The following is a 16,698-nucleotide window of genomic DNA, read 5'->3' as shown; positions in this document are numbered from 1 at the left end:
ATTAATGCTAAAAATCCCCATTGCCAAAATGGCATTCGACACATTCCCGGCAACCTGCTCGTCATCTCGCCGCAAACGGCGAAAGGGTTTGCACCATAACCCCGCTCATCGGCACCGGAAGAGTGCAAAAAGTGTCCGCGTTAACTTTCCCCAGAATTTCGCTCTCCGCCGCCAGGCTCGCGCCCGCCTGAAAATCGGTTAACACCGCAATAACAAACGCCGCTTTTCGCCGTTGGAAAAAGTTGGCCTGGGAGTTGCAATACTGCCATATGGCGCAAGAGCGTGAATAAATCGCCGGTAACTGCCATTTTGACCTGTATATTCTGCTGCTGACCGGTTCCATTCAGGCCATCAGAGCGGCATTTTATTCGGGACTTTAAGACACTCGGGAAATAAACCGCTAACGCGGCGCAGTAACGGGAAGTGGATTAACACAGGGATGCTGAGGCTCGATCGTCTGCCTGTCGGGCGCCTATCCACGAGTGAATACGGGTCTTTGAGGAGAATGCCGGATGTTAAGTTTGAGGTCAGTAAACCAATTTTACGGGCAAAACCACACCCTGTGGGATATCAACCTGGAGCTGCCGCGCGGCCAGTGCACCGTGCTGATCGGCCGCAACGGCGTAGGCAAGACCACGCTGGTCAACTGCATCATGGGCCACCTGCCGGTGGTCAGCGGCAGCATGACCTGGCAACTGGCCAATGAGCCGCCGCAAAACCTGTTGCAACAGCCGGTGGAAACCCGCACGGCGCTGGGCATCAGCTATGTGCCGCAGGGGCGGCAGATATTTTCGCAGCTGAGCGTGGAAGAAAATCTGCAGGTGGCGTTAATGGCCGGCCGCGATAAAACGCGCCGCATCCCGCCGCTGATTTACAGCCTGTTCCCCAGCCTGCGCGAGATGCGCGGCCGCCGCGCCGGCGATTTGTGCGACGGAGAGCAGCAGCGGCTGGCGATCGGCCGCGCGCTGGTGCTGGAGCCGGAGCTGTTGATCCTCGACGAGCCGACGGCGGGGGTGCAGCCCTCCATCGCCGCAGACATCGGCAGCGCGATCCGCAAGCTCAACCGCGAGTTGGGCATGACTATCCTGCTCGTGGAGCACAAGCTGCCGTTCGTGCGGCGAGTGGCGGATCGCTTTTGCCTGATGGACAACGGGCGCGACGTGGCGCACGGCCCGCTGGAACAGCTGGACGAGGAATTGATAGATGCCTATCTGGCGATATAAGGAAGGTGCATGGGGGGAGGCCCGGCTTCCCCCATGCGGTTACAGCAGGCTGAGATCCAGATACCGCCCCAGCGGCTGGCGTTCCGCCTCCGGCAAATGCGGGATCTCGCCCAGTAGCGGCGCCGGCAGCAGGCGGCGCAGCGTAGCCAGATATTCCGCATGCCGCTTGCCCGGCGCGGTGACGTCGTTGGCGATCCAGCCCGCCAGCGGCAGGCCCGCCTGCTGGATCGCCAGCGCGGTCAGCAACGCATGGTTGATGCAGCCCAGCTTGACGCCCACCACCAGGATCACCGGCAGCTGTTCCTGCTGCACCCAGTCGGCGAAGCTGTACTGCTCCGACAGCGGCGTGAACCACCCGCCGGCGCCCTCAACCAACAGCCAGTCCGCCCGCTGTTCCAACCGGCGTAAACCGGCGGAAAGCCGCGCCGGTTCGATGGGGATGCCCCGATCGGCGCTGACGATGTGCGGCGAGGTCGGTTCGGCAAAAACGTAAGGATTCACTTCGTCGTAGCGCAGCGCCACCCCGCTGTTGGCCTGCAGCGCCAGCGCGTCGCCGTTGCGCAATCCCTCGGCGGTCATCTCGCTGCCGGAGGCTACCGGTTTGTAGCCGGCGCTGCGGTAACCGGCCAGGTTGGCCGCCTGCAGCAGCGCGCTGCTGGCCACGGTTTTCCCCACTTCAGTGTCGGTGCCGGTCACAAACCAACGTTTAATCACGATAAATCACTCCATAAACCAGATGATAGCTGAGCGGAAACTGCCCCTGCCGGCGCGGATAGGCCGCCTGCAGCGCAGCCAGCCGCCGGCGCGACATCAGCCCGCCTTCGCGCCCCTGATGCAGATGGGTGGCGCCGATCCCCTTCAGCGAGCGCATTAACGTCATCACGTCCGGGTAGCTCAGCGTTCGCCACTCCGCCTCGAGGCGGTGCCGGTAACCGGCGCAGGCGGCGCTGACGGCCGCCGGCGGCAGAAAATCATTCACGTGGCGCTCGCCGTCCACCTGTTGCCAGGCATCGCCCAGCTCATGCAGCGAACCCTGCGCCAGCGTGGAGAACAAAATCACGCCGCCCGGGCGCGTTACCCGATACAGCTCCGCCAGCGCAGCGGGCAGGGAACTGCACCACTGCACCACCAGGCTGCTGAAACAGATGTCCATCGCCGCCGCAGGCAGCGGCACCTGCTCGATATCCCCCAGCAGGTAATGGTCCGCCGCCTGCTGCTGACGAGCGAACGCCAACATGCCCGGCGCCAGATCCAGCGCGGTAACCTGCTTGCCCAACTCGCGCCAGCGGCGGCTGAAATAGCCGGTGCCGCAGCCGGCGTCCAGCAGTTGCTCGCCCGGGTGTTCCCGGCCGAGCCCCAGCAAGCGCTCACCAACATCACGCTGCAGCGCCGCCGCCGCGTCGTAGCCGTTCGCCGCCCGGCTGAAGGCCGAGGCCACCGCCTGTTTGTTCACCGGTTCAAAGACTGACGTCATGCAGAGCCTCCAGCAGGCGATCGATATCCTGCGGCTGATGCGCCGCCGTCAGGGTAATGCGCAGACGGGCGCCGCCCGGCGGCACCGTTGGCGGGCGAATAGCGCTTACCCACAGGCCCCGTTCGCGCAAGCGCTGCGCAAGATCGAGCGTGCGCAGGTTATCCCCCACCAGCAGCGGCTGAATGGCGGTGTCGGACGCCGTCAGCGCCAGCGACAGCTGCGCCGCCCCTTGGCGAAAGCGGCGAATATTGTCCTGCAGCCGGGCACGCAGTTCATCGCCCTGCTGAATGCGCAGCAGCGCCGCCTGCAATGCGCAGGCCTGCGCCGGCGGCATCGCGGTGCTGTAAATCAAATGGCGGGCGAACTGCAGCAGGTATTCGGCGGTCGGTTCGTCGCACAGTACCGCCGCGCCGCTGACGCCAAACGCCTTACCGAAGGTCGCCACCAGCAGCTCGGGCCGCACGCCCTGCTGCCAGCAGCTGCCGCGCCCCTGCTCGCCGCGCACGCCAATGCCGTGCGCATCGTCAACCATCAGCCAGGCCCCCGCCGCGCGGGTCAGGCGATGCAGCTCCGCCAACGGCGCGCTGTCGCCGTCCATGCTGAACACCCCTTCGGTCACCGCCAGCCGCTGCCCCGCACAAGGCTTGGCCAACAGGCTCGCCAGCGCCTGCGGCTGATTGTGGCGAAAACGCCGCAGCTGGGCCGGCGACTGAGCGGCCGCCTCCAAAAATGAGGCGTGGCTGAGACGATCGGCCAAAATGCGATCGTCCGCCTGCATCAGGGCCGCCAGCAGCGCCTGATTGGCGGCATAGCCGGAAATGAACAGCAGCGCGCGCGGGTAACCGAGCCACGCCGCCAGCCGTTGCTCCAGCGCCTGATGCGCCGCACTAAAGCCGGTAACGTGGCCGGATCCGCCACTGCCGACGCCATACCGCTGCGCGCCCTGCTGCCAGGCGGCGATCACCTGCGCATCCTGGCTCAACCCCAGATAGTCGTTGCCGGAAAAATTCAGATAGCGCTCGTCGCCCAACTGAATGTGGCGGCCGTTGCCGCCTTCATTCACCTGCCGACGACGGTAAGCCGCGCTCTGCCGCCGCTCTTCCAGCGCCTGTTCAATACGCAGTTGCCAGCTCATCACAGCGCCGCGTTGTAAAACTCGGCGGTATCGGCGCGCAGCAGTTGCTCAGCCAGCACCTGCTGCTGCTGATTGTCGCCGTGCTCGGTTTCGCTCTGCTGCGGGTTCAGCCCCAGCTTGCGGAACAGCTGCAGATCCTTGTCCTCTTCCGGGTTCGGCGTGGTCAGCAATTTGCAGCCGTAGAAGATAGAGTTGGCGCCGGCCATAAAGCACATCGCCTGGGTCTGCTCGTTCATTTGTTCGCGGCCGGCGGAGAGGCGCACGTAAGAGGCCGGCATCATGATGCGCGCCACCGCGATGGTGCGGATAAAATCGAACGGGTCGACGTCTTCGTTATCCGCCAGCGGAGTGCCTTTGACCTTCACCAGCATGTTGATCGGCACGCTCTCCGGCGGCTTAGGCAGGTTGGCCAACTGAACCAGCAGCCCGGCGCGGTCGCGCACCGTTTCGCCCAACCCGACGATGCCGCCGGAACAGACTTTAATGCCGGCGCCGCGCACCTTGTCCAGCGTATCCAGGCGCTCCTGGTAGCTGCGGGTGGTGATGATGTTGCCGTAGAATTCCGGCGAGGTGTCGAGGTTGTGGTTGTAATAATCCAGCCCGGCCTCCGCCAGCAGCTCGGCCTGGGTGCCGTCAAGCGTGCCCAGCGTCATGCAGGTTTCCATGCCCATCGCCTTCACCCCCTGCACCATCTGCTGCAGATAAGGCATGTCGCGCTCGTGCGGGTTCTTCCACGCCGCCCCCATGCAGAAGCGGGTCGAACCGGCCGCCTTGGCCTTGCGGGCAGAGTCCAGCACCTGTTCCACCTGCATCAGGCGCTCCGACTCCAGGCCGGTTTTATAACGCGAACTTTGCGGGCAGTATTTGCAGTCTTCCGGGCAGGCGCCGGTCTTGATCGACAGCAGCGTGCTGACCTGCACCTGGCGCGGGTCGAAGTGCCGGCGGTGTACGGTTTGCGCTTCGAACAGCAGCTCAAGCAGGGGTTTATCAAACAGGGTCTGGGCAAGACCCACTGTCCAGTGAATGCGATCGGCCATCATGGCGTCTCCAAAACGAAAAAGTGTCGCCAGTTTAAATATTGTGGATATACTGTCAACCATTCTGATATCGAATTGGTTTACAAGCATGTCTATCACCCCCGATGACCTGGCGTTCGACCAGCGCCATATCTGGCACCCTTACACCTCCATGAGCCGCCCGCTGCCCTGCTACCCGATCGAATCGGCCGCCGGGGTTGAGCTGCAGTTGGCCGACGGCCGGCTGCTGGTGGACGGCATGTCCTCCTGGTGGGCGGCGATCCACGGCTACAACCACCCGCAGCTGAACCAGGCCGCCACGCGGCAGCTGGAAAAAATGTCGCACGTGATGTTCGGCGGCATAACTCACCCCGCCGCCATCGCGCTGTGCCGCAGGCTGGTGGCGATGACGCCGGAGGCGCTGCAGTGCGTGTTCCTGGCGGATTCCGGCTCGGTGGCGGTGGAAGTGTCATTGAAGATGGCGCTGCAGTACTGGCAGGCGCGCGGTGAACGGCGGCAACGCATTCTGACCCTGCGCCACGGCTATCACGGCGACACCTTCGGCGCCATGTCGGTGTGCGATCCGGACAACTCGATGCACAGCCTGTATCAGGGCTACCTGGCGCCGCACCTGTTCGCTACCGCGCCGCAGTGCCGCTTCGACGACGAATGGGACGAAAATGACATCGCGCCGTTCGCCGCGTTGCTGGAACAGCACGCCGGCGAAGTGGCGGCGGTGATCCTCGAGCCGGTAGTGCAAGGCGCCGGCGGCATGCGCATTTATCACCCGACTTACCTCAAGCGGGTGCGCGAACTGTGCGACCGTTATCAGGTCTTGTTGATCGCCGATGAGATTGCCACCGGCTTCGGCCGCACCGGCAAGCTGTTCGCCTGCGAACACGCCGGGGTGGTGCCGGACATTCTCTGCCTGGGCAAGGCGCTGACCGGCGGCTACATGACGCTGTCCGCCACCCTGACCACCCGCCACGTGGCGGACATCATCAGCAACGGCGCAGCCGGCTGCTTTATGCACGGGCCGACCTTTATGGGCAACCCGTTGGCCTGCGCGGTGGCCGAGGCCAGCCTGGCGCTGCTGGCGGAAAACCGCTGGCAGTCGCAGGTGAGCGCCATCGAGAGCCAGCTGAAACAGCAGCTGTTGCCATTGGCGGCGCTGCCCAAGGTGGCGGACGTGCGGGTGCTCGGGGCGATTGGCGTGGTGGAAATGCGCGAGCCGGTGGACGTGGCGCAGCTGCAGCGCGGGTTCGTTGAACGCGGCGTGTGGATCCGGCCGTTCGGCAAGCTGATTTATCTGATGCCGCCCTACATTATTACCCCGGAGCAGCTCGGCCGCCTGACCGGCGCGGTGGCCGCCGCGGTGCAGTGATCCTTACCAGTGCTGGTCCAGATAGCGGGCCAGCAACACCAGGCAGAGTATCCACAGCACAATGATCATCACCGCCGCCATGCGGCCGGTGGGATTGTCGATGCGCTTTTGCGCCTTTTCGCGCAGTTCGGCCATGAGCGGTTTGGGGATCAGACGCACCGCCAGCATAATGCCCAGCGGCACGATGACCACGTCGTCCAGGTAGCCCAACACCGGGATGAAATCCGGGATCAGATCGATCGGCGACACCGCATAGCCGGCCACCAGCAGCGCGATCAATTTGGCGTACCAGGGCGTGCGCCGGTCGCGGGCGGCCAGCCACAGCGCATAGATATCGCGTTTGATGCCCTTGGCCCAGCGGCGCAGCCAGCCGAACCACGGCGTGCGTTTTTTCAATGAAATCATGGTTACTTCATATAAGAACGTAAGACTGTCATCAGTTGTTCGATGTCCTGCTCGCGCTGTTGCGGGGTAGCGTCCTGCGCCGCGAGATGCTCACGCACGTGCCCTTCCAGCACCTGCGCCATCAAACCGTTTACCGCGCCCCGTACCGCCGCGATCTGCTGCAGAATACCAGAACATTCGCCGCCGTTCTCCAGCGCGCGCTCCAGCGCCTCGGCCTGGCCTTTAATGCGGCGTACGCGTGCCAGCAATTTCTTCTGATCTTTAATGGTATGACTCATAACGGCCTTCTCATTGTTATTTACTATACTGGGGTATAGTATAATTTGGCATTATTCACTTCGCTGAGGATCCTGACCATGACGACGCACGCTGCCCCCATGCGCCGCGAACACAGCCACGTATTCGACGATGGTAACCCATTGGCCGAAAGGAATACCAGATGGGCGGTCATGCTCACCGCCGGCATGATGGCAATCGAAATCGCCGGCGGCTGGCTGTTCAATTCAATGGCGCTGCTGGCCGATGGCTGGCACATGAGTTCGCATGCGTTGGCACTCGGACTGTCGGTGATGGCCTACGGGGCCGCGCGGCGCCTGGCGAAAGATCGCCGTTTTAGCCTCGGCACCTGGAAAATCGAAGTGCTGGCAGGTTACACCAGCGCGGTGTTGCTGGTGCTGGTGGCCGCGCTGATGCTATTCCAGTCAGCGGAGCGGCTGCTGAACCCCAGCCCCATCCACTATAACCAGGCTATCGTCATCGGGCTCGCCGGGCTGGGCGTCAATCTGCTGTGCGCCTGGCTGCTGCGCGGCGGCCACCATCATGGGCACCATCATGGCCATGACGTTCATCACCATGATCTGAACCTGCGCTCCGCCTACGTCCACGTCATCGCCGATGCCGCCACTTCGGTATTGGCGATCGTCGCGCTGTTCAGCGGCAAACTCTGGGGGGCCAGCTGGCTGGATCCGCTGATGGGTATCGTCGGTGCGGTGATGGTCGCCACCTGGGCCTACAGCCTGATGCGTGACAGCGGCAAGATCCTACTGGATGCCGAAATGGACGCGCCGGTGGCCGATGAAATCCGCCGGGCGTTGGCAGAGTCGGGCCATGCGCTGAACCTCACGGATCTGCATCTGGGACGTATTGGAAAAGGCAAATATCACTGCGTGATCGCGCTAAGCAGCGCCGACCGCACCCTCACCGCCGACCGGGTACGCCAGCTGCTGGCCGTTCATCATGAACTGGTGCACGTCACGGTCGAGATCAACCGCCCGCCGCTGGCGCAGGGGGTTGTATTGTTCCGCCGAAACGATCTAGCTTAGGGGTTCAATTTTTACCGACAACTGGGAGTCACTATGGCTTTTCGTTTGTACAGCAACGACCTGCAGGACGGCGCAAAAATGCCGGAACGCCAGGTGTTTAACGGCATGGGATATCATGGCGACAACCTGTCGCCGCACCTGGCCTGGGATGGCGTACCGGAAGGCACCAAAAGCTTCGTGATCGCCGTGTACGATCCCGATGCCCCGACCGGCTCCGGCTGGTGGCACTGGGTGGTGGCCAACATACCGGCCCAGGTGCGCGAACTGGCGCAGGGCGCAGGCTCCGGCAAAGCGCCGCTGCCGGCCGGGGCGCTGCAAACCCGCACCGATTTCGGTTCCGCGGGCTACGGCGGCGCCGCGCCGCCGCAGGGCGAAAGCCACCGCTACCAGTTCACCGTGCATGCGCTGGACGTGGAAAGCATCGAGGTAGACGAAGGCGCCAGCGGCGCGCTGGTGGGCTTTAACGTGCATTTCCACAGCCTCGGCAGCGCCACGCTGACGGTGATGTTCAACTGATTGATCTCCGCCCATAAAAAAGCGCGGCTCAACCGAACCGCGCTTTTCCACTCTGCCCGCCGAATTACTTCGCCAGCACGCTCACCCACATCGGGCCCTTGCCTACCGGATAACGCGCCAGCGTGGTCAGCTTGCCGCTGCTTTGGTCAATTTCGTGCACCGCAATGTGATCGGACTTCTGCCCGGACGAAATCACAAAGCGGCCGCTGTGGTCGATATTGAAGCCGCGCGGCTGGGTTTCGGTCGGGTGGTAACCCACCAGCGTCAGGGTGCCGCCGTCTTGCGAAACGCTGAAGATGGTCAGAATGCTGGCGGTGCGATCGCTGGTGTACAGGAAGCGGCCGTCAGGCGTGATGTGGATATCCGCCGCCCAGCGGGTGCCGTCGAAGTCTGCCGGCATGATGTCCAGCGTTTGCGCCAGACGGTACTTTTTGCCGTTTTCCGAGATGGCCAGCACGTCTACCGTGCCGTCCAGCTCGTTCACGCAGTAAGCGTATTGGTCATTGTGATGGAACGCCATGTGGCGCGGGCCGGCGCCGGCGGCGGTGTCCACCGCTTCCTGCGCGTGCGGCGTCAGTCGGCCGTCCAGGCTCAGATCGAACAGGCGGATGCGATCCTCTTTCAGGCAAGGCACCAGCAGCAGCTGATTGGTCGGGTCGATATTGGCCGAGTGAGGCGCGGTCAGGCCGTCGATCTGCTGCGTCGGCGCCACCACCACGCCGTCATGGCCGATTGGGCTGACGCTGGCGCAGTTGCCGCTGTAAGAAGCGGAGAACAGGTAGCGCCCCTGCAAATCGGTAGAGATATGGGTCGGGCTGCCCGGCAGCGGCGCCATGCCGGCCTGCTGCAGCGTGCCGTCCGCTTCGATGCGGTAGCTGACCACGCCGAACGCCGGGCGCACGCCGACGTACAGATGGGTTTTATCCGGATGAATAGTCATCGGCTGCACCTGGCCCGGCACTTCAACGGTCTGCAGCAGCGCCAACGCGCCGGCGTCGTCCAACTGCCATACGTGGATCTGCTGGCTCTCCGGGCTGGCGACATAAACGATTTGCTTCATGTATTCTCCTTGCATAGGGTAAAAGAGAAACCGGTTTCAGGTTTTTCGGTTTCCCCTAGCTTACCTCACATCCATAACATGACAACCCCGTGTTTCACCTGAAATCTGCGCAGTTTTATCCACCGCACATCCGGTGTACCATCAGGTTAGTTTTCTTGCTAACAATAATGAGATCCCTATGAACTACCGCGTCATCGCCCTCGATCTGGACGGCACCCTGCTGGACAACCAAAAACGCATCTTGCCGCAGTCGCTGGAGGCACTGGCGCAAGCGCGCGCCGCCGGCGTCAAGGTGGTGGTGGTCACCGGTCGCCACCATGTCGCCATTCACCCGTTCTACCAGGCGTTGCAGATAGATACCCCGGCCATCTGCTGCAACGGCACCTATCTGTATGACTTCCGGCAGCAAAAAGTGCTGGCCGCCGATCCGCTGCCGAAAGAACAGGCCAAACTGGTGCTGCAGATGCTGAAGCAAAGCGGCATCCACGGCCTGATGTACGTTGACGACGCCATGCTGTATCAGGAGCCGAGCGGCCACGTCACCCGCTCGCTGGCCTGGGCCGAGACGCTGCCGGAGGCGCAACGCCCTACACTGCTGCAGGTCAACAGCCTGGCGCAGGCGGCCGATGAGGCGCAATCCATCTGGAAATTCGCCACCTCGCACGCCGATCTGCCCGCCCTGCGCAGCTTTGCCGAAACGGTGGAAAAAGAGCTGGGGCTGGCCTGCGAATGGTCGTGGCACGATCAGGTGGATATCGCCAAAGGCGGCAACAGCAAAGGCAAGCGCCTGCGGCAGTGGGTGGAATCCCAGGGCCTGAGCATGGATCAGGTGGTGGCGTTCGGGGATAACTACAACGATCTCAGCATGCTGGAAGCCGCAGGCCTGGGGGTGGCGATGGGCAACGCCGACGACGCCATCAAAGCGCGCGCCGATCTGATCATCGCCGATCACCTGCAGCCGGGTATCGCCGAAGTGATCCGTGCCCGGGTGTTGGGGCAGTAATAATTCGGCCCCCGATACCGGGGGCCGATTTTCAGCGCGCTTCGCGGCTGATGGAGACGCTTTTCACCTGCGCGTACAGCCACTGGCCGGGGCGGATCGCCAGTTCGTCGCGCGCCCAGGGGGTAATGCGCGCCCACAGCACGTGCTCGCTTACCGCCAGCTTCACTTCCACCTGGCCGTCTACCTCCAGGCATTCGCTGACCCTGGCCGGCAATACGTTGCGAATGCTGCTGTTCACCGGCGGCTGCAACACCAATGACACATCGGCGGCGTTGATGCGGATGCGCAGCTGGGTGCCCAGCTCGGCCTCGATGCCGCTCACCCACAGGCGCTGATCGCCAAGCGCCAGTGCGGTCATGGCGTAGCGCCGGTGATGTTCGATTACGCTGACGCGCAGCACGCTGCTCTGATCCTCACGCTGCAGCCACGGGCGCAATGCGCTGCTGGCCCATACCTCCTCCAGCCCGCCGAAGGCCCGCACCTGCCCGTTATCCAGCACCATCACCTGCTCAGCCAAGCGCAGGATCTCGTCCATGCTGTGGCTGACGTAAAGAATGGGGATATTGACGTCCTGCGCCAGCCGCTCCAGATAGGGCAACAGCTCGCGCTTGCGCGGCAGATCCAGCGAGGCCAAGGGTTCGTCCATCAGCAACAGTTCCGGTGCGGTCAACAGCGCGCGGCCGATAGCCACCCGCTGCTTTTCGCCGCCGGACAGCGTCAGCGGCAGCCGATTCAGCAGCGGCCCGATGCCCAACAGTTCGACGATGTCGTTGAACTGCGCGCGCATGCCGGCCGCCATACCGTACTGCAGGTTGCCGCGCACCCGATAATGCGGGAACAGGCGCGCATCCTGAAACACGTAGCCGATGCGGCGTTTTTCCGGCGGTAAGCAGACGCCGGTAGCGGTATCCGCCAGCGTGCGGCCGTTGAGCGCAATCCGCCCCTGCTGCAGCCGGGTCAAGCCGCCGATCGCGTTGATGAGCGACGTTTTGCCCGCCCCCGACAGCCCGAAGATGGCGGTGATGCCCTGCGCCGGCAGATCGGCGCACACCTGCAGATTGAGGCCGCCCAACCGCTGCGAGAAATCCAGCTCCAGCATTTACCCCCCCATCCGTTTGCGGCCCCAGCGGGCCAGCCATTCGGAAACCATCAATGAGGCCAGCGACAGCACGATGGCGATCGCGCACAGGCGCGCAGCGGCGGCCTCCGCGCCCGGGGTTTCAATCAGGGTGTACATCGCCAGCGGAATGGTGCGAGTCTCGCCGGGAATGTTGGAAACGAAGGTAATGGTGGCGCCAAACTCGCCCAGCGAGCGGGCGAAGGCCAGCACCACGCCGACGATCACCCCGGGCAACGACAGCGGCAGCGTAATGGTGAAAAACACCCGCCACGGGTTGGCGCCCAGCGTGCGCGCCGCCTGTTCCAGCCGGGTGTCCACCGCCTCCAGCGCCAACCGGATGGCGCGCACCATCAGCGGAAACGCCACCACCGCAGAGGCCAGCGCCGCGCCGCGCCAGCTGAAACTGAAGCTGAAACCGAACCAGTCATACAGCCACTCGCCTATCACGCCGCGCCGCCCCAGAGCGATCAGCAACAAATAGCCGACCACCACCGGCGGCAACACCAGCGGCAGGTGAATAACGCCGTCCAGCAGCGCTTTGCCGGGGAAGCGGCAGCGCACCAGGATCCAGGCCATCAGAATGCCAAACGGCAGGCTGCAGATCACCGCCAGGCCGGAAACTTTCAGGCTCAGCTCTACCGCCTGCCACTCGTACTCACTCAGAATCATTTACGCGGGGTGAATCCATAATGTTCGAAAATAGCGGCCGCTTCCGGGCTCTGCAGATAAGTATAGAAAGCGCCGACCGCCGGGGTCTGGTGATCTTTCACAATCGCCATCGGATATTCAACCGGTTTATGGCTGTCTTCCGGGAAGATGCCCACCACTTTCACCTTGTCGCTGGCGACGGCGTCGGAGCCATAGACAATGCCCAGCGGCGCTTCACCGCGCTCCACCAGCGCCATGGCGCTGCGCACGTTGTTGGCGCGGGCCAGCTTGGGCTCCAGCGCGCTCCAGGCGCCGAGGTTCTGCAGCGCTTCCTTGGCGTAAATGCCGGCCGGCACGTGATCCGGGTCGCCCACCGCCAGGCGACCGTCATTCAGCAGTTTGGCCCAGTCGGTCTGCTTGCCGAGGGCCACTTTGTCCAGTTTGGCGTCCTTCGCCGCAATCAGCACCAGCTCATTGCCCAGCAAGGTGTAACGGGTGTCTTTCACCATTTGCTGTTTGTCGATGGCGTAATCCATCCATTGCTGATCGGCGGAGATAAACAGATCGGCCGGCGCGCCCTGCTCAATCTGGCGCGCCAGCGTCGAGGATGACGCGAAGGAAGAGACGATCTGCACGTCTTTGCCCTTTTGGTATTGGGTGGCGATGTCCTGCAGCGCGTTGGTCAAAGACGCCGCAGCGAACACGGTGACTTTTTCCGCCGCCGATGCCTGCATCACCATGCCGGATGCCAACAGAATACCGCCAACCCATTTGGTCCATTGCTGTTTCATAATTTTCATTGTCTCCGCAAGTTAACGTGCATTATCACTCTTCGTTATATAAAAAATAATATAACGTGACGCGGAAGCTTGTCATGCGGTTTATCGGCAAGGCGGGAGAGAACTTGAGAAACACCCGCCGAGCGGCGCCGGCGGGCATTGGGATGGGAAACGCTTAGTGCTGTTGAGGGCGGTTTTCTTTCGAACGGCCCACTTTGGAGAAGACGTTGAACACCTCTGCCAAACCGTAGATCAAGCCGAGAATGATCGCCATAACCACCGGCACCATGACCACGGCAAACAGCATACTTTTCAATAATTCCAGCATGATAGCCTCGCTTAACTGCTCATTGAGCGACAATGCGCGCCGCTGCGTAAAGGGTATTCTACCCCAAAAACCTGCAAAACCGGGGTTATTTTAAACAGCGTGCAAAATTTGTAACCGGCCAAACGTGCCATTTGGCGCTTTATCGCCAGATCGGCGACAATAAGATTTTTGCAGCCGACAGGACGCGTTATGCAGGCCGAAATTCTTCTTACCTTGAAACTCCAGCAAAAGCTGTTCGCCGATCCGCGCCGCATCGCGCTGCTGAAACAGGTTCAGCACACCGGCTCTATCAGCCAGGGCGCCAAGCTGGCCGGCATCAGCTATAAAAGCGCCTGGGATGCCATCAACGAGATGAATCAGTTGGCGGAGCAAAGCGTGGTGGATCGCGCCACCGGCGGCAAGGGCGGCGGCGGCGCGCAGGTCACCCACTACGGCCAGCGGCTGATCCAGCTGTACGATCTGCTGGGCCAGGTGCAACAAAAAGCCTTCGACGTGCTGCAACAGGACAACCTGCCGCTCGACAGCCTGCTGGCGGCCATTTCGCGCTTTTCGCTACAGACCAGCGCACGCAATCAATTTTTCGGCACCGTGGTCGAGCGCGATCACCAGCAGGTGCAGCAGCATCTGGAAATCTTGCTGAACGACGGCCAAACCCGCATCACCGCCGCCATCACCCAGCAAAGCGCCGACCGCTTGCAGCTTACCCCCGGTAAAGAAGTGCTGGCGCTGATCAAGGCTCCCTGGGTGAAGCTGAGTGTCGATCCGCAGCCGGCCGATACGGCGCACAACGCGCTGGCGGGCCGGGTGGCCAGCATCCAGCCGGGCGCCGAGCACAGTGAGGTGCTGGTGACGCTGGCGGGCGGCGAAACGCTGTGCGCCACCCTGAGCACCGCGGAGCTGCAGCCGCTGAAATTGCGCCCCGGCAGCGCCGTACAGGCCCTGTTCAACGCCGATCGGGTGATAATCGCCACGTTGTGCTAAGCGCAACGTGATGTTGCATTTTTGTTGATTGACATCCCCACGCAATGCGCCTATTTCTAAGGCAAATAATTGCATAAAAAGGAACAGGTGATGTCGTCGTTGCACATTTCGCAAGGTTCATTCCGCTTAAGCGATACCCGCACCCTGACGCTGGACAAACTCGATATTCAGTCCGGCGACAGCTGGGCGTTTGTCGGCGCCAACGGCAGCGGCAAGTCCGCCCTGGCGCGGGCGCTGGCCGATGAGCTGATCCTGCTCAGCGGTGAACGCCGCAGCGATTTCCGCCACCCGGTGCGCATCTCTTTCGAACAGTTGCAAAAGCTGGTCAGCGACGAATGGCAACGCAACAACACCGACTTGCTCAGCCCGGGGGAAGAAGACACCGGGCGCACCGCGGCGGAAATCATCCAGGAAGACGTAAAGGATGCCGTGCGCTGCGAGCGGTTGGCCGCCCAGTTCGGCATTACCTCCCTGCTGTCGCGCCGCTTCAAATACCTGTCCACCGGCGAAACGCGTAAAACCCTGCTCTGCCGGGCGCTGATGCCGCAGCCGGACCTGTTGATCCTCGACGAACCCTTCGACGGGCTGGACGTGCACTCCCGCAGCCAGTTGGCCACGCTGCTGAGCGAGCTTTCCGCCCACGGCTACACGCTGGTGTTGGTGCTGAACCGTTTTGACGAGATACCGGACTTTATCCAGCAGGTGGGAGTGCTGGCCGACTGCACCCTGACCAGCCAGGGGCCGCGACGGCAGGTGATGGCGCAAGCCCTGGTGGCGCAGCTGGCGCACAGCGAGAATCTGAACGGCCTGGCGCTGCCGGAAACCGAAGATCCGGCGCAGCAGACCCGATTGCCGGCGGATCGCCCGCTGATCGTGCTGCGCGACGGCGTGGTCAGCTACAACGATCGGCCGATCCTCAACCATCTCGACTGGCAGGTGAACCCCGGTGAGCACTGGCAGATAGTCGGCCCGAACGGCGCCGGCAAGTCTACCTTGCTCAGCCTGATCACCGGCGATCATCCGCAGGGCTACAGCAACGATCTGACGCTGTTCGGCCGACGCCGCGGCAGCGGAGAAACCATCTGGGAGATCAAACGCCATATCGGTTACGTCAGCAGCAGCCTGCACCTGGATTACCGCGTCAGCGCCAGCGTGCGCAACGTGATCCTCTCCGGCTTTTTTGACTCCATCGGCATCTACCAGGCGGTATCGGATCGCCAGCAGCAGCTGACCAGCCAATGGCTGGCGCTGCTGGGGCTTGGCGGTACACAGGGCGATACCCCTTTCCACAGCCTTTCCTGGGGCCAGCAGCGGCTGGCGCTGATCGCCCGTGCGCTGGTCAAACACCCGGCGCTGCTGATCCTCGACGAGCCGCTGCAGGGGTTGGATCCGCTCAATCGCCAGCTGGTGCGCCGCTTTATCGACGTGCTGATCGGCCAGGGCGCTACCCAGTTGCTGTTCGTTTCACACCATGCCGAAGACGCGCCGCAGTGCATCACCCATCGGCTGAGCTTCGTGCCCGACGGCGAAGGCTACCGCTATCAGCACCAGCCGCTGGCCTGATCGGCTGGCGGCCCACCGCCGCCCATCCGGGGACATATCCGGCAACACTTCCGCGCAGCACATCACATTTGGCCTTTTATCATAAAGAGATAGCTGGCTATTTTTTGGAGACCCTATGTCCGCCGCGCTGATTATTATCGATCTGATTGAAGATCTGATTGGCCCCAAAGGGCGCGCAAATCACTGCCGTGAACAGGTGATGGCGAATAACCTGATCGGCAACGTCAACGCCGCTGCGGCCTATGCGCGGGTGCGGAAAATTCCGGTGATTTGGGTGCGGGTGGGTTTCGCCGACGATTATCACGACATTCCCCCGCACTCTCCGCTGTTCAACCATCTGAAACAGACGGGCGCGCTGCGTTTAAGCAGCCCGGGCTGCCGATGGGTACCTGAACTGCAGCGGGAAGCGGAGGATCTGCAGTTCGAAAAAACGGCGGTTTCGGCCTTCAGCGGTAACAATTTGTTAGACTGGCTGCGGCGGCACCGCTGCCACCATTTGCTGCTGGGCGGCGTCAGCACGCCGTTGGCGATTGAAAGCACCGCGCGGCAGGCGCACGACGCCGGCTTCCAGGTGACGGTGCTGCAAGACCTGTGCGCCGCGCCGACCCAGGAAATCCACCAGCAAAGTCTGGATACGCTGCAAAACCTGGCGGAAATCAGCCGCTCGCTGGCCTGGATGCGGAGCTGACGGCATCATTTGGCCACTGCCCCGACCTTTGGCGTCATCTCTCTGTGCTACTA

At 62.7% G+C, this 16,698-nt stretch carries 19 protein-coding genes; 8 read left to right on the top strand and 11 right to left on the bottom strand.

From position 1 onward, the window contains the following. The first annotated feature begins 512 nt into the window (after positions 1-512). Complete coding sequence (locus tag KHA73_RS06810; protein ID WP_234589866.1) at positions 513-1,223, top strand: ATP-binding cassette domain-containing protein; 711 nt, start codon at positions 513-515, stop codon at positions 1,221-1,223. A 39-nt stretch (positions 1,224-1,262) separates the two neighbouring features. On the opposite strand, the gene bioD is transcribed toward KHA73_RS06810, so the two are convergent. The 4 genes from bioD to bioB are packed head-to-tail and all read right to left on the bottom strand — an operon-like array spanning position 1,263 to position 4,869. After that, positions 1,263-1,937, bottom strand: coding sequence for a dethiobiotin synthase (gene bioD, locus KHA73_RS06805; RefSeq protein WP_234589864.1), 675 nt, complete (start codon positions 1,935-1,937; stop codon positions 1,263-1,265). After that, the gene (gene bioC, locus KHA73_RS06800; protein WP_234589862.1) at positions 1,930-2,697 is read right to left on the bottom strand and encodes a malonyl-ACP O-methyltransferase BioC; all 768 of its coding nucleotides are present in this window, start codon (positions 2,695-2,697) and stop codon (positions 1,930-1,932) included. Before bioC ends, bioD begins: the two co-directional genes overlap by 8 nt. Continuing rightward, positions 2,681-3,832, bottom strand: a complete 1,152-nt coding sequence (gene bioF / locus KHA73_RS06795; protein ID WP_234589860.1) for an 8-amino-7-oxononanoate synthase — start codon at positions 3,830-3,832, stop codon at positions 2,681-2,683. The genes bioC and bioF overlap by 17 nt, the downstream gene beginning before the upstream one ends. Next, the gene (gene bioB, locus KHA73_RS06790) at positions 3,832-4,869 is read right to left on the bottom strand and encodes a biotin synthase BioB (protein WP_234591197.1); all 1,038 of its coding nucleotides are present in this window, start codon (positions 4,867-4,869) and stop codon (positions 3,832-3,834) included. The genes bioF and bioB overlap by 1 nt, the downstream gene beginning before the upstream one ends. An 88-nt stretch (positions 4,870-4,957) precedes the next feature. Between bioB and bioA the strand changes: the two genes are divergently transcribed. Next, a complete protein-coding gene (bioA, locus tag KHA73_RS06785; RefSeq protein WP_234589858.1) occupies positions 4,958-6,232 on the top strand; it encodes an adenosylmethionine--8-amino-7-oxononanoate transaminase in 1,275 nt (424 codons plus the stop codon). Between the two features lie 3 nt (positions 6,233-6,235). On the opposite strand, the gene KHA73_RS06780 is transcribed toward bioA, so the two are convergent. Together KHA73_RS06780 and KHA73_RS06775 are read right to left on the bottom strand one after the other, a co-directional pair. After that, complete coding sequence (locus KHA73_RS06780; RefSeq protein WP_234589856.1) at positions 6,236-6,637, bottom strand: YkvA family protein; 402 nt, start codon at positions 6,635-6,637, stop codon at positions 6,236-6,238. Positions 6,638-6,639: 2 nt separating this feature from the next. Beyond that, the gene (locus KHA73_RS06775) at positions 6,640-6,915 is read right to left on the bottom strand and encodes a metal/formaldehyde-sensitive transcriptional repressor (RefSeq protein ID WP_234589855.1); all 276 of its coding nucleotides are present in this window, start codon (positions 6,913-6,915) and stop codon (positions 6,640-6,642) included. Between the two features lie 78 nt (positions 6,916-6,993). Here KHA73_RS06775 and dmeF point away from each other — a divergent pair, with 78 nt between their 5' ends. Both dmeF and KHA73_RS06765 read left to right on the top strand, forming a co-directional pair. Beyond that, the gene (gene dmeF, locus KHA73_RS06770) at positions 6,994-7,959 is read left to right on the top strand and encodes a CDF family Co(II)/Ni(II) efflux transporter DmeF (protein ID WP_234589853.1); all 966 of its coding nucleotides are present in this window, start codon (positions 6,994-6,996) and stop codon (positions 7,957-7,959) included. A 33-nt stretch (positions 7,960-7,992) separates the two neighbouring features. Then, on the top strand, positions 7,993-8,475 hold the full coding sequence (locus KHA73_RS06765) for a kinase inhibitor (protein ID WP_234589851.1): 483 nt from the start codon (positions 7,993-7,995) through the stop codon (positions 8,473-8,475). A gap of 64 nt (positions 8,476-8,539) precedes the next feature. On the opposite strand, the gene pgl is transcribed toward KHA73_RS06765, so the two are convergent. After that, positions 8,540-9,535 carry a 6-phosphogluconolactonase gene (gene pgl, locus KHA73_RS06760; RefSeq protein ID WP_234589850.1) on the bottom strand — a complete coding sequence of 332 codons (996 nt, stop codon included), beginning with the start codon at positions 9,533-9,535 and terminating at the stop codon, positions 8,540-8,542. 178 nt (positions 9,536-9,713) lie between these two features. Between pgl and KHA73_RS06755 the strand changes: the two genes are divergently transcribed. Continuing rightward, positions 9,714-10,538, top strand: coding sequence for a pyridoxal phosphatase (locus KHA73_RS06755; RefSeq protein ID WP_234589849.1), 825 nt, complete (start codon positions 9,714-9,716; stop codon positions 10,536-10,538). A 31-nt stretch (positions 10,539-10,569) separates the two neighbouring features. Here KHA73_RS06755 and modC read toward each other — a convergent pair whose 3' ends face one another. From modC to KHA73_RS06735, 4 genes are all read right to left on the bottom strand, one after another. Then, entirely contained in the window at positions 10,570-11,637 is a 1,068-nt protein-coding gene (gene modC / locus KHA73_RS06750) for a molybdenum ABC transporter ATP-binding protein ModC (protein WP_234589848.1), read from the bottom strand. Further along, positions 11,638-12,327, bottom strand: a complete 690-nt coding sequence (modB, locus tag KHA73_RS06745; protein WP_234589847.1) for a molybdate ABC transporter permease subunit — start codon at positions 12,325-12,327, stop codon at positions 11,638-11,640. It abuts the gene before it with no gap. Next, entirely contained in the window at positions 12,324-13,097 is a 774-nt protein-coding gene (modA, locus tag KHA73_RS06740) for a molybdate ABC transporter substrate-binding protein (RefSeq protein WP_234589846.1), read from the bottom strand. The genes modB and modA overlap by 4 nt, the downstream gene beginning before the upstream one ends. Before the next feature lie 163 nt (positions 13,098-13,260). Continuing rightward, positions 13,261-13,413: an AcrZ family multidrug efflux pump-associated protein gene (locus KHA73_RS06735; protein ID WP_234589845.1), complete on the bottom strand. Its 153-nt coding sequence runs from the start codon at positions 13,411-13,413 to the stop codon at positions 13,261-13,263. Positions 13,414-13,602: 189 nt separating this feature from the next. Here KHA73_RS06735 and modE point away from each other — a divergent pair, with 189 nt between their 5' ends. The 3 genes from modE to KHA73_RS06720 all read left to right on the top strand — a co-directional run bounded on the left by modE (position 13,603) and on the right by KHA73_RS06720 (position 16,645). Next, a complete protein-coding gene (gene modE / locus KHA73_RS06730; protein WP_234589844.1) occupies positions 13,603-14,394 on the top strand; it encodes a molybdenum-dependent transcriptional regulator in 792 nt (263 codons plus the stop codon). A 90-nt stretch (positions 14,395-14,484) separates the two neighbouring features. Beyond that, the gene (modF, locus tag KHA73_RS06725; RefSeq protein WP_234589843.1) at positions 14,485-15,957 is read left to right on the top strand and encodes a molybdate ABC transporter ATP-binding protein ModF; all 1,473 of its coding nucleotides are present in this window, start codon (positions 14,485-14,487) and stop codon (positions 15,955-15,957) included. Positions 15,958-16,072: 115 nt separating this feature from the next. Continuing rightward, a complete protein-coding gene (locus KHA73_RS06720; RefSeq protein ID WP_234589842.1) occupies positions 16,073-16,645 on the top strand; it encodes a cysteine hydrolase family protein in 573 nt (190 codons plus the stop codon). The last annotated feature ends 53 nt before the right edge of the window (positions 16,646-16,698 follow it).

The organism is Serratia entomophila (genome assembly GCF_021462285.1).
Taxonomy (GTDB): Bacteria; Pseudomonadota; Gammaproteobacteria; order Enterobacterales; family Enterobacteriaceae; genus Serratia; species Serratia entomophila.
This window is presented reverse-complemented; position numbering and strand designations above follow the sequence as displayed.

Coding starts and splice junctions, on each gene's coding strand:
- KHA73_RS06810 (WP_234589866.1), top strand. CDS start 513: ATGTTAAGTTTGAGGTCAGTAAACCAATTTTACGGGCAAAACCACACC.
- bioC (WP_234589862.1), bottom strand. CDS start 2,697: ATGACGTCAGTCTTTGAACCGGTGAACAAACAGGCGGTGGCCTCGGCC.
- bioF (WP_234589860.1), bottom strand. CDS start 3,832: ATGAGCTGGCAACTGCGTATTGAACAGGCGCTGGAAGAGCGGCGGCAG.
- bioB (WP_234591197.1), bottom strand. CDS start 4,869: ATGGCCGATCGCATTCACTGGACAGTGGGTCTTGCCCAGACCCTGTTT.
- bioA (WP_234589858.1), top strand. CDS start 4,958: ATGTCTATCACCCCCGATGACCTGGCGTTCGACCAGCGCCATATCTGG.
- KHA73_RS06780 (WP_234589856.1), bottom strand. CDS start 6,637: ATGATTTCATTGAAAAAACGCACGCCGTGGTTCGGCTGGCTGCGCCGC.
- KHA73_RS06775 (WP_234589855.1), bottom strand. CDS start 6,915: ATGAGTCATACCATTAAAGATCAGAAGAAATTGCTGGCACGCGTACGC.
- dmeF (WP_234589853.1), top strand. CDS start 6,994: ATGACGACGCACGCTGCCCCCATGCGCCGCGAACACAGCCACGTATTC.
- KHA73_RS06765 (WP_234589851.1), top strand. CDS start 7,993: ATGGCTTTTCGTTTGTACAGCAACGACCTGCAGGACGGCGCAAAAATG.
- pgl (WP_234589850.1), bottom strand. CDS start 9,535: ATGAAGCAAATCGTTTATGTCGCCAGCCCGGAGAGCCAGCAGATCCAC.
- KHA73_RS06755 (WP_234589849.1), top strand. CDS start 9,714: ATGAACTACCGCGTCATCGCCCTCGATCTGGACGGCACCCTGCTGGAC.
- modC (WP_234589848.1), bottom strand. CDS start 11,637: ATGCTGGAGCTGGATTTCTCGCAGCGGTTGGGCGGCCTCAATCTGCAG.
- modB (WP_234589847.1), bottom strand. CDS start 12,327: ATGATTCTGAGTGAGTACGAGTGGCAGGCGGTAGAGCTGAGCCTGAAA.
- modA (WP_234589846.1), bottom strand. CDS start 13,097: ATGAAACAGCAATGGACCAAATGGGTTGGCGGTATTCTGTTGGCATCC.
- KHA73_RS06735 (WP_234589845.1), bottom strand. CDS start 13,413: ATGCTGGAATTATTGAAAAGTATGCTGTTTGCCGTGGTCATGGTGCCG.
- modE (WP_234589844.1), top strand. CDS start 13,603: ATGCAGGCCGAAATTCTTCTTACCTTGAAACTCCAGCAAAAGCTGTTC.
- modF (WP_234589843.1), top strand. CDS start 14,485: ATGTCGTCGTTGCACATTTCGCAAGGTTCATTCCGCTTAAGCGATACC.
- KHA73_RS06720 (WP_234589842.1), top strand. CDS start 16,073: ATGTCCGCCGCGCTGATTATTATCGATCTGATTGAAGATCTGATTGGC.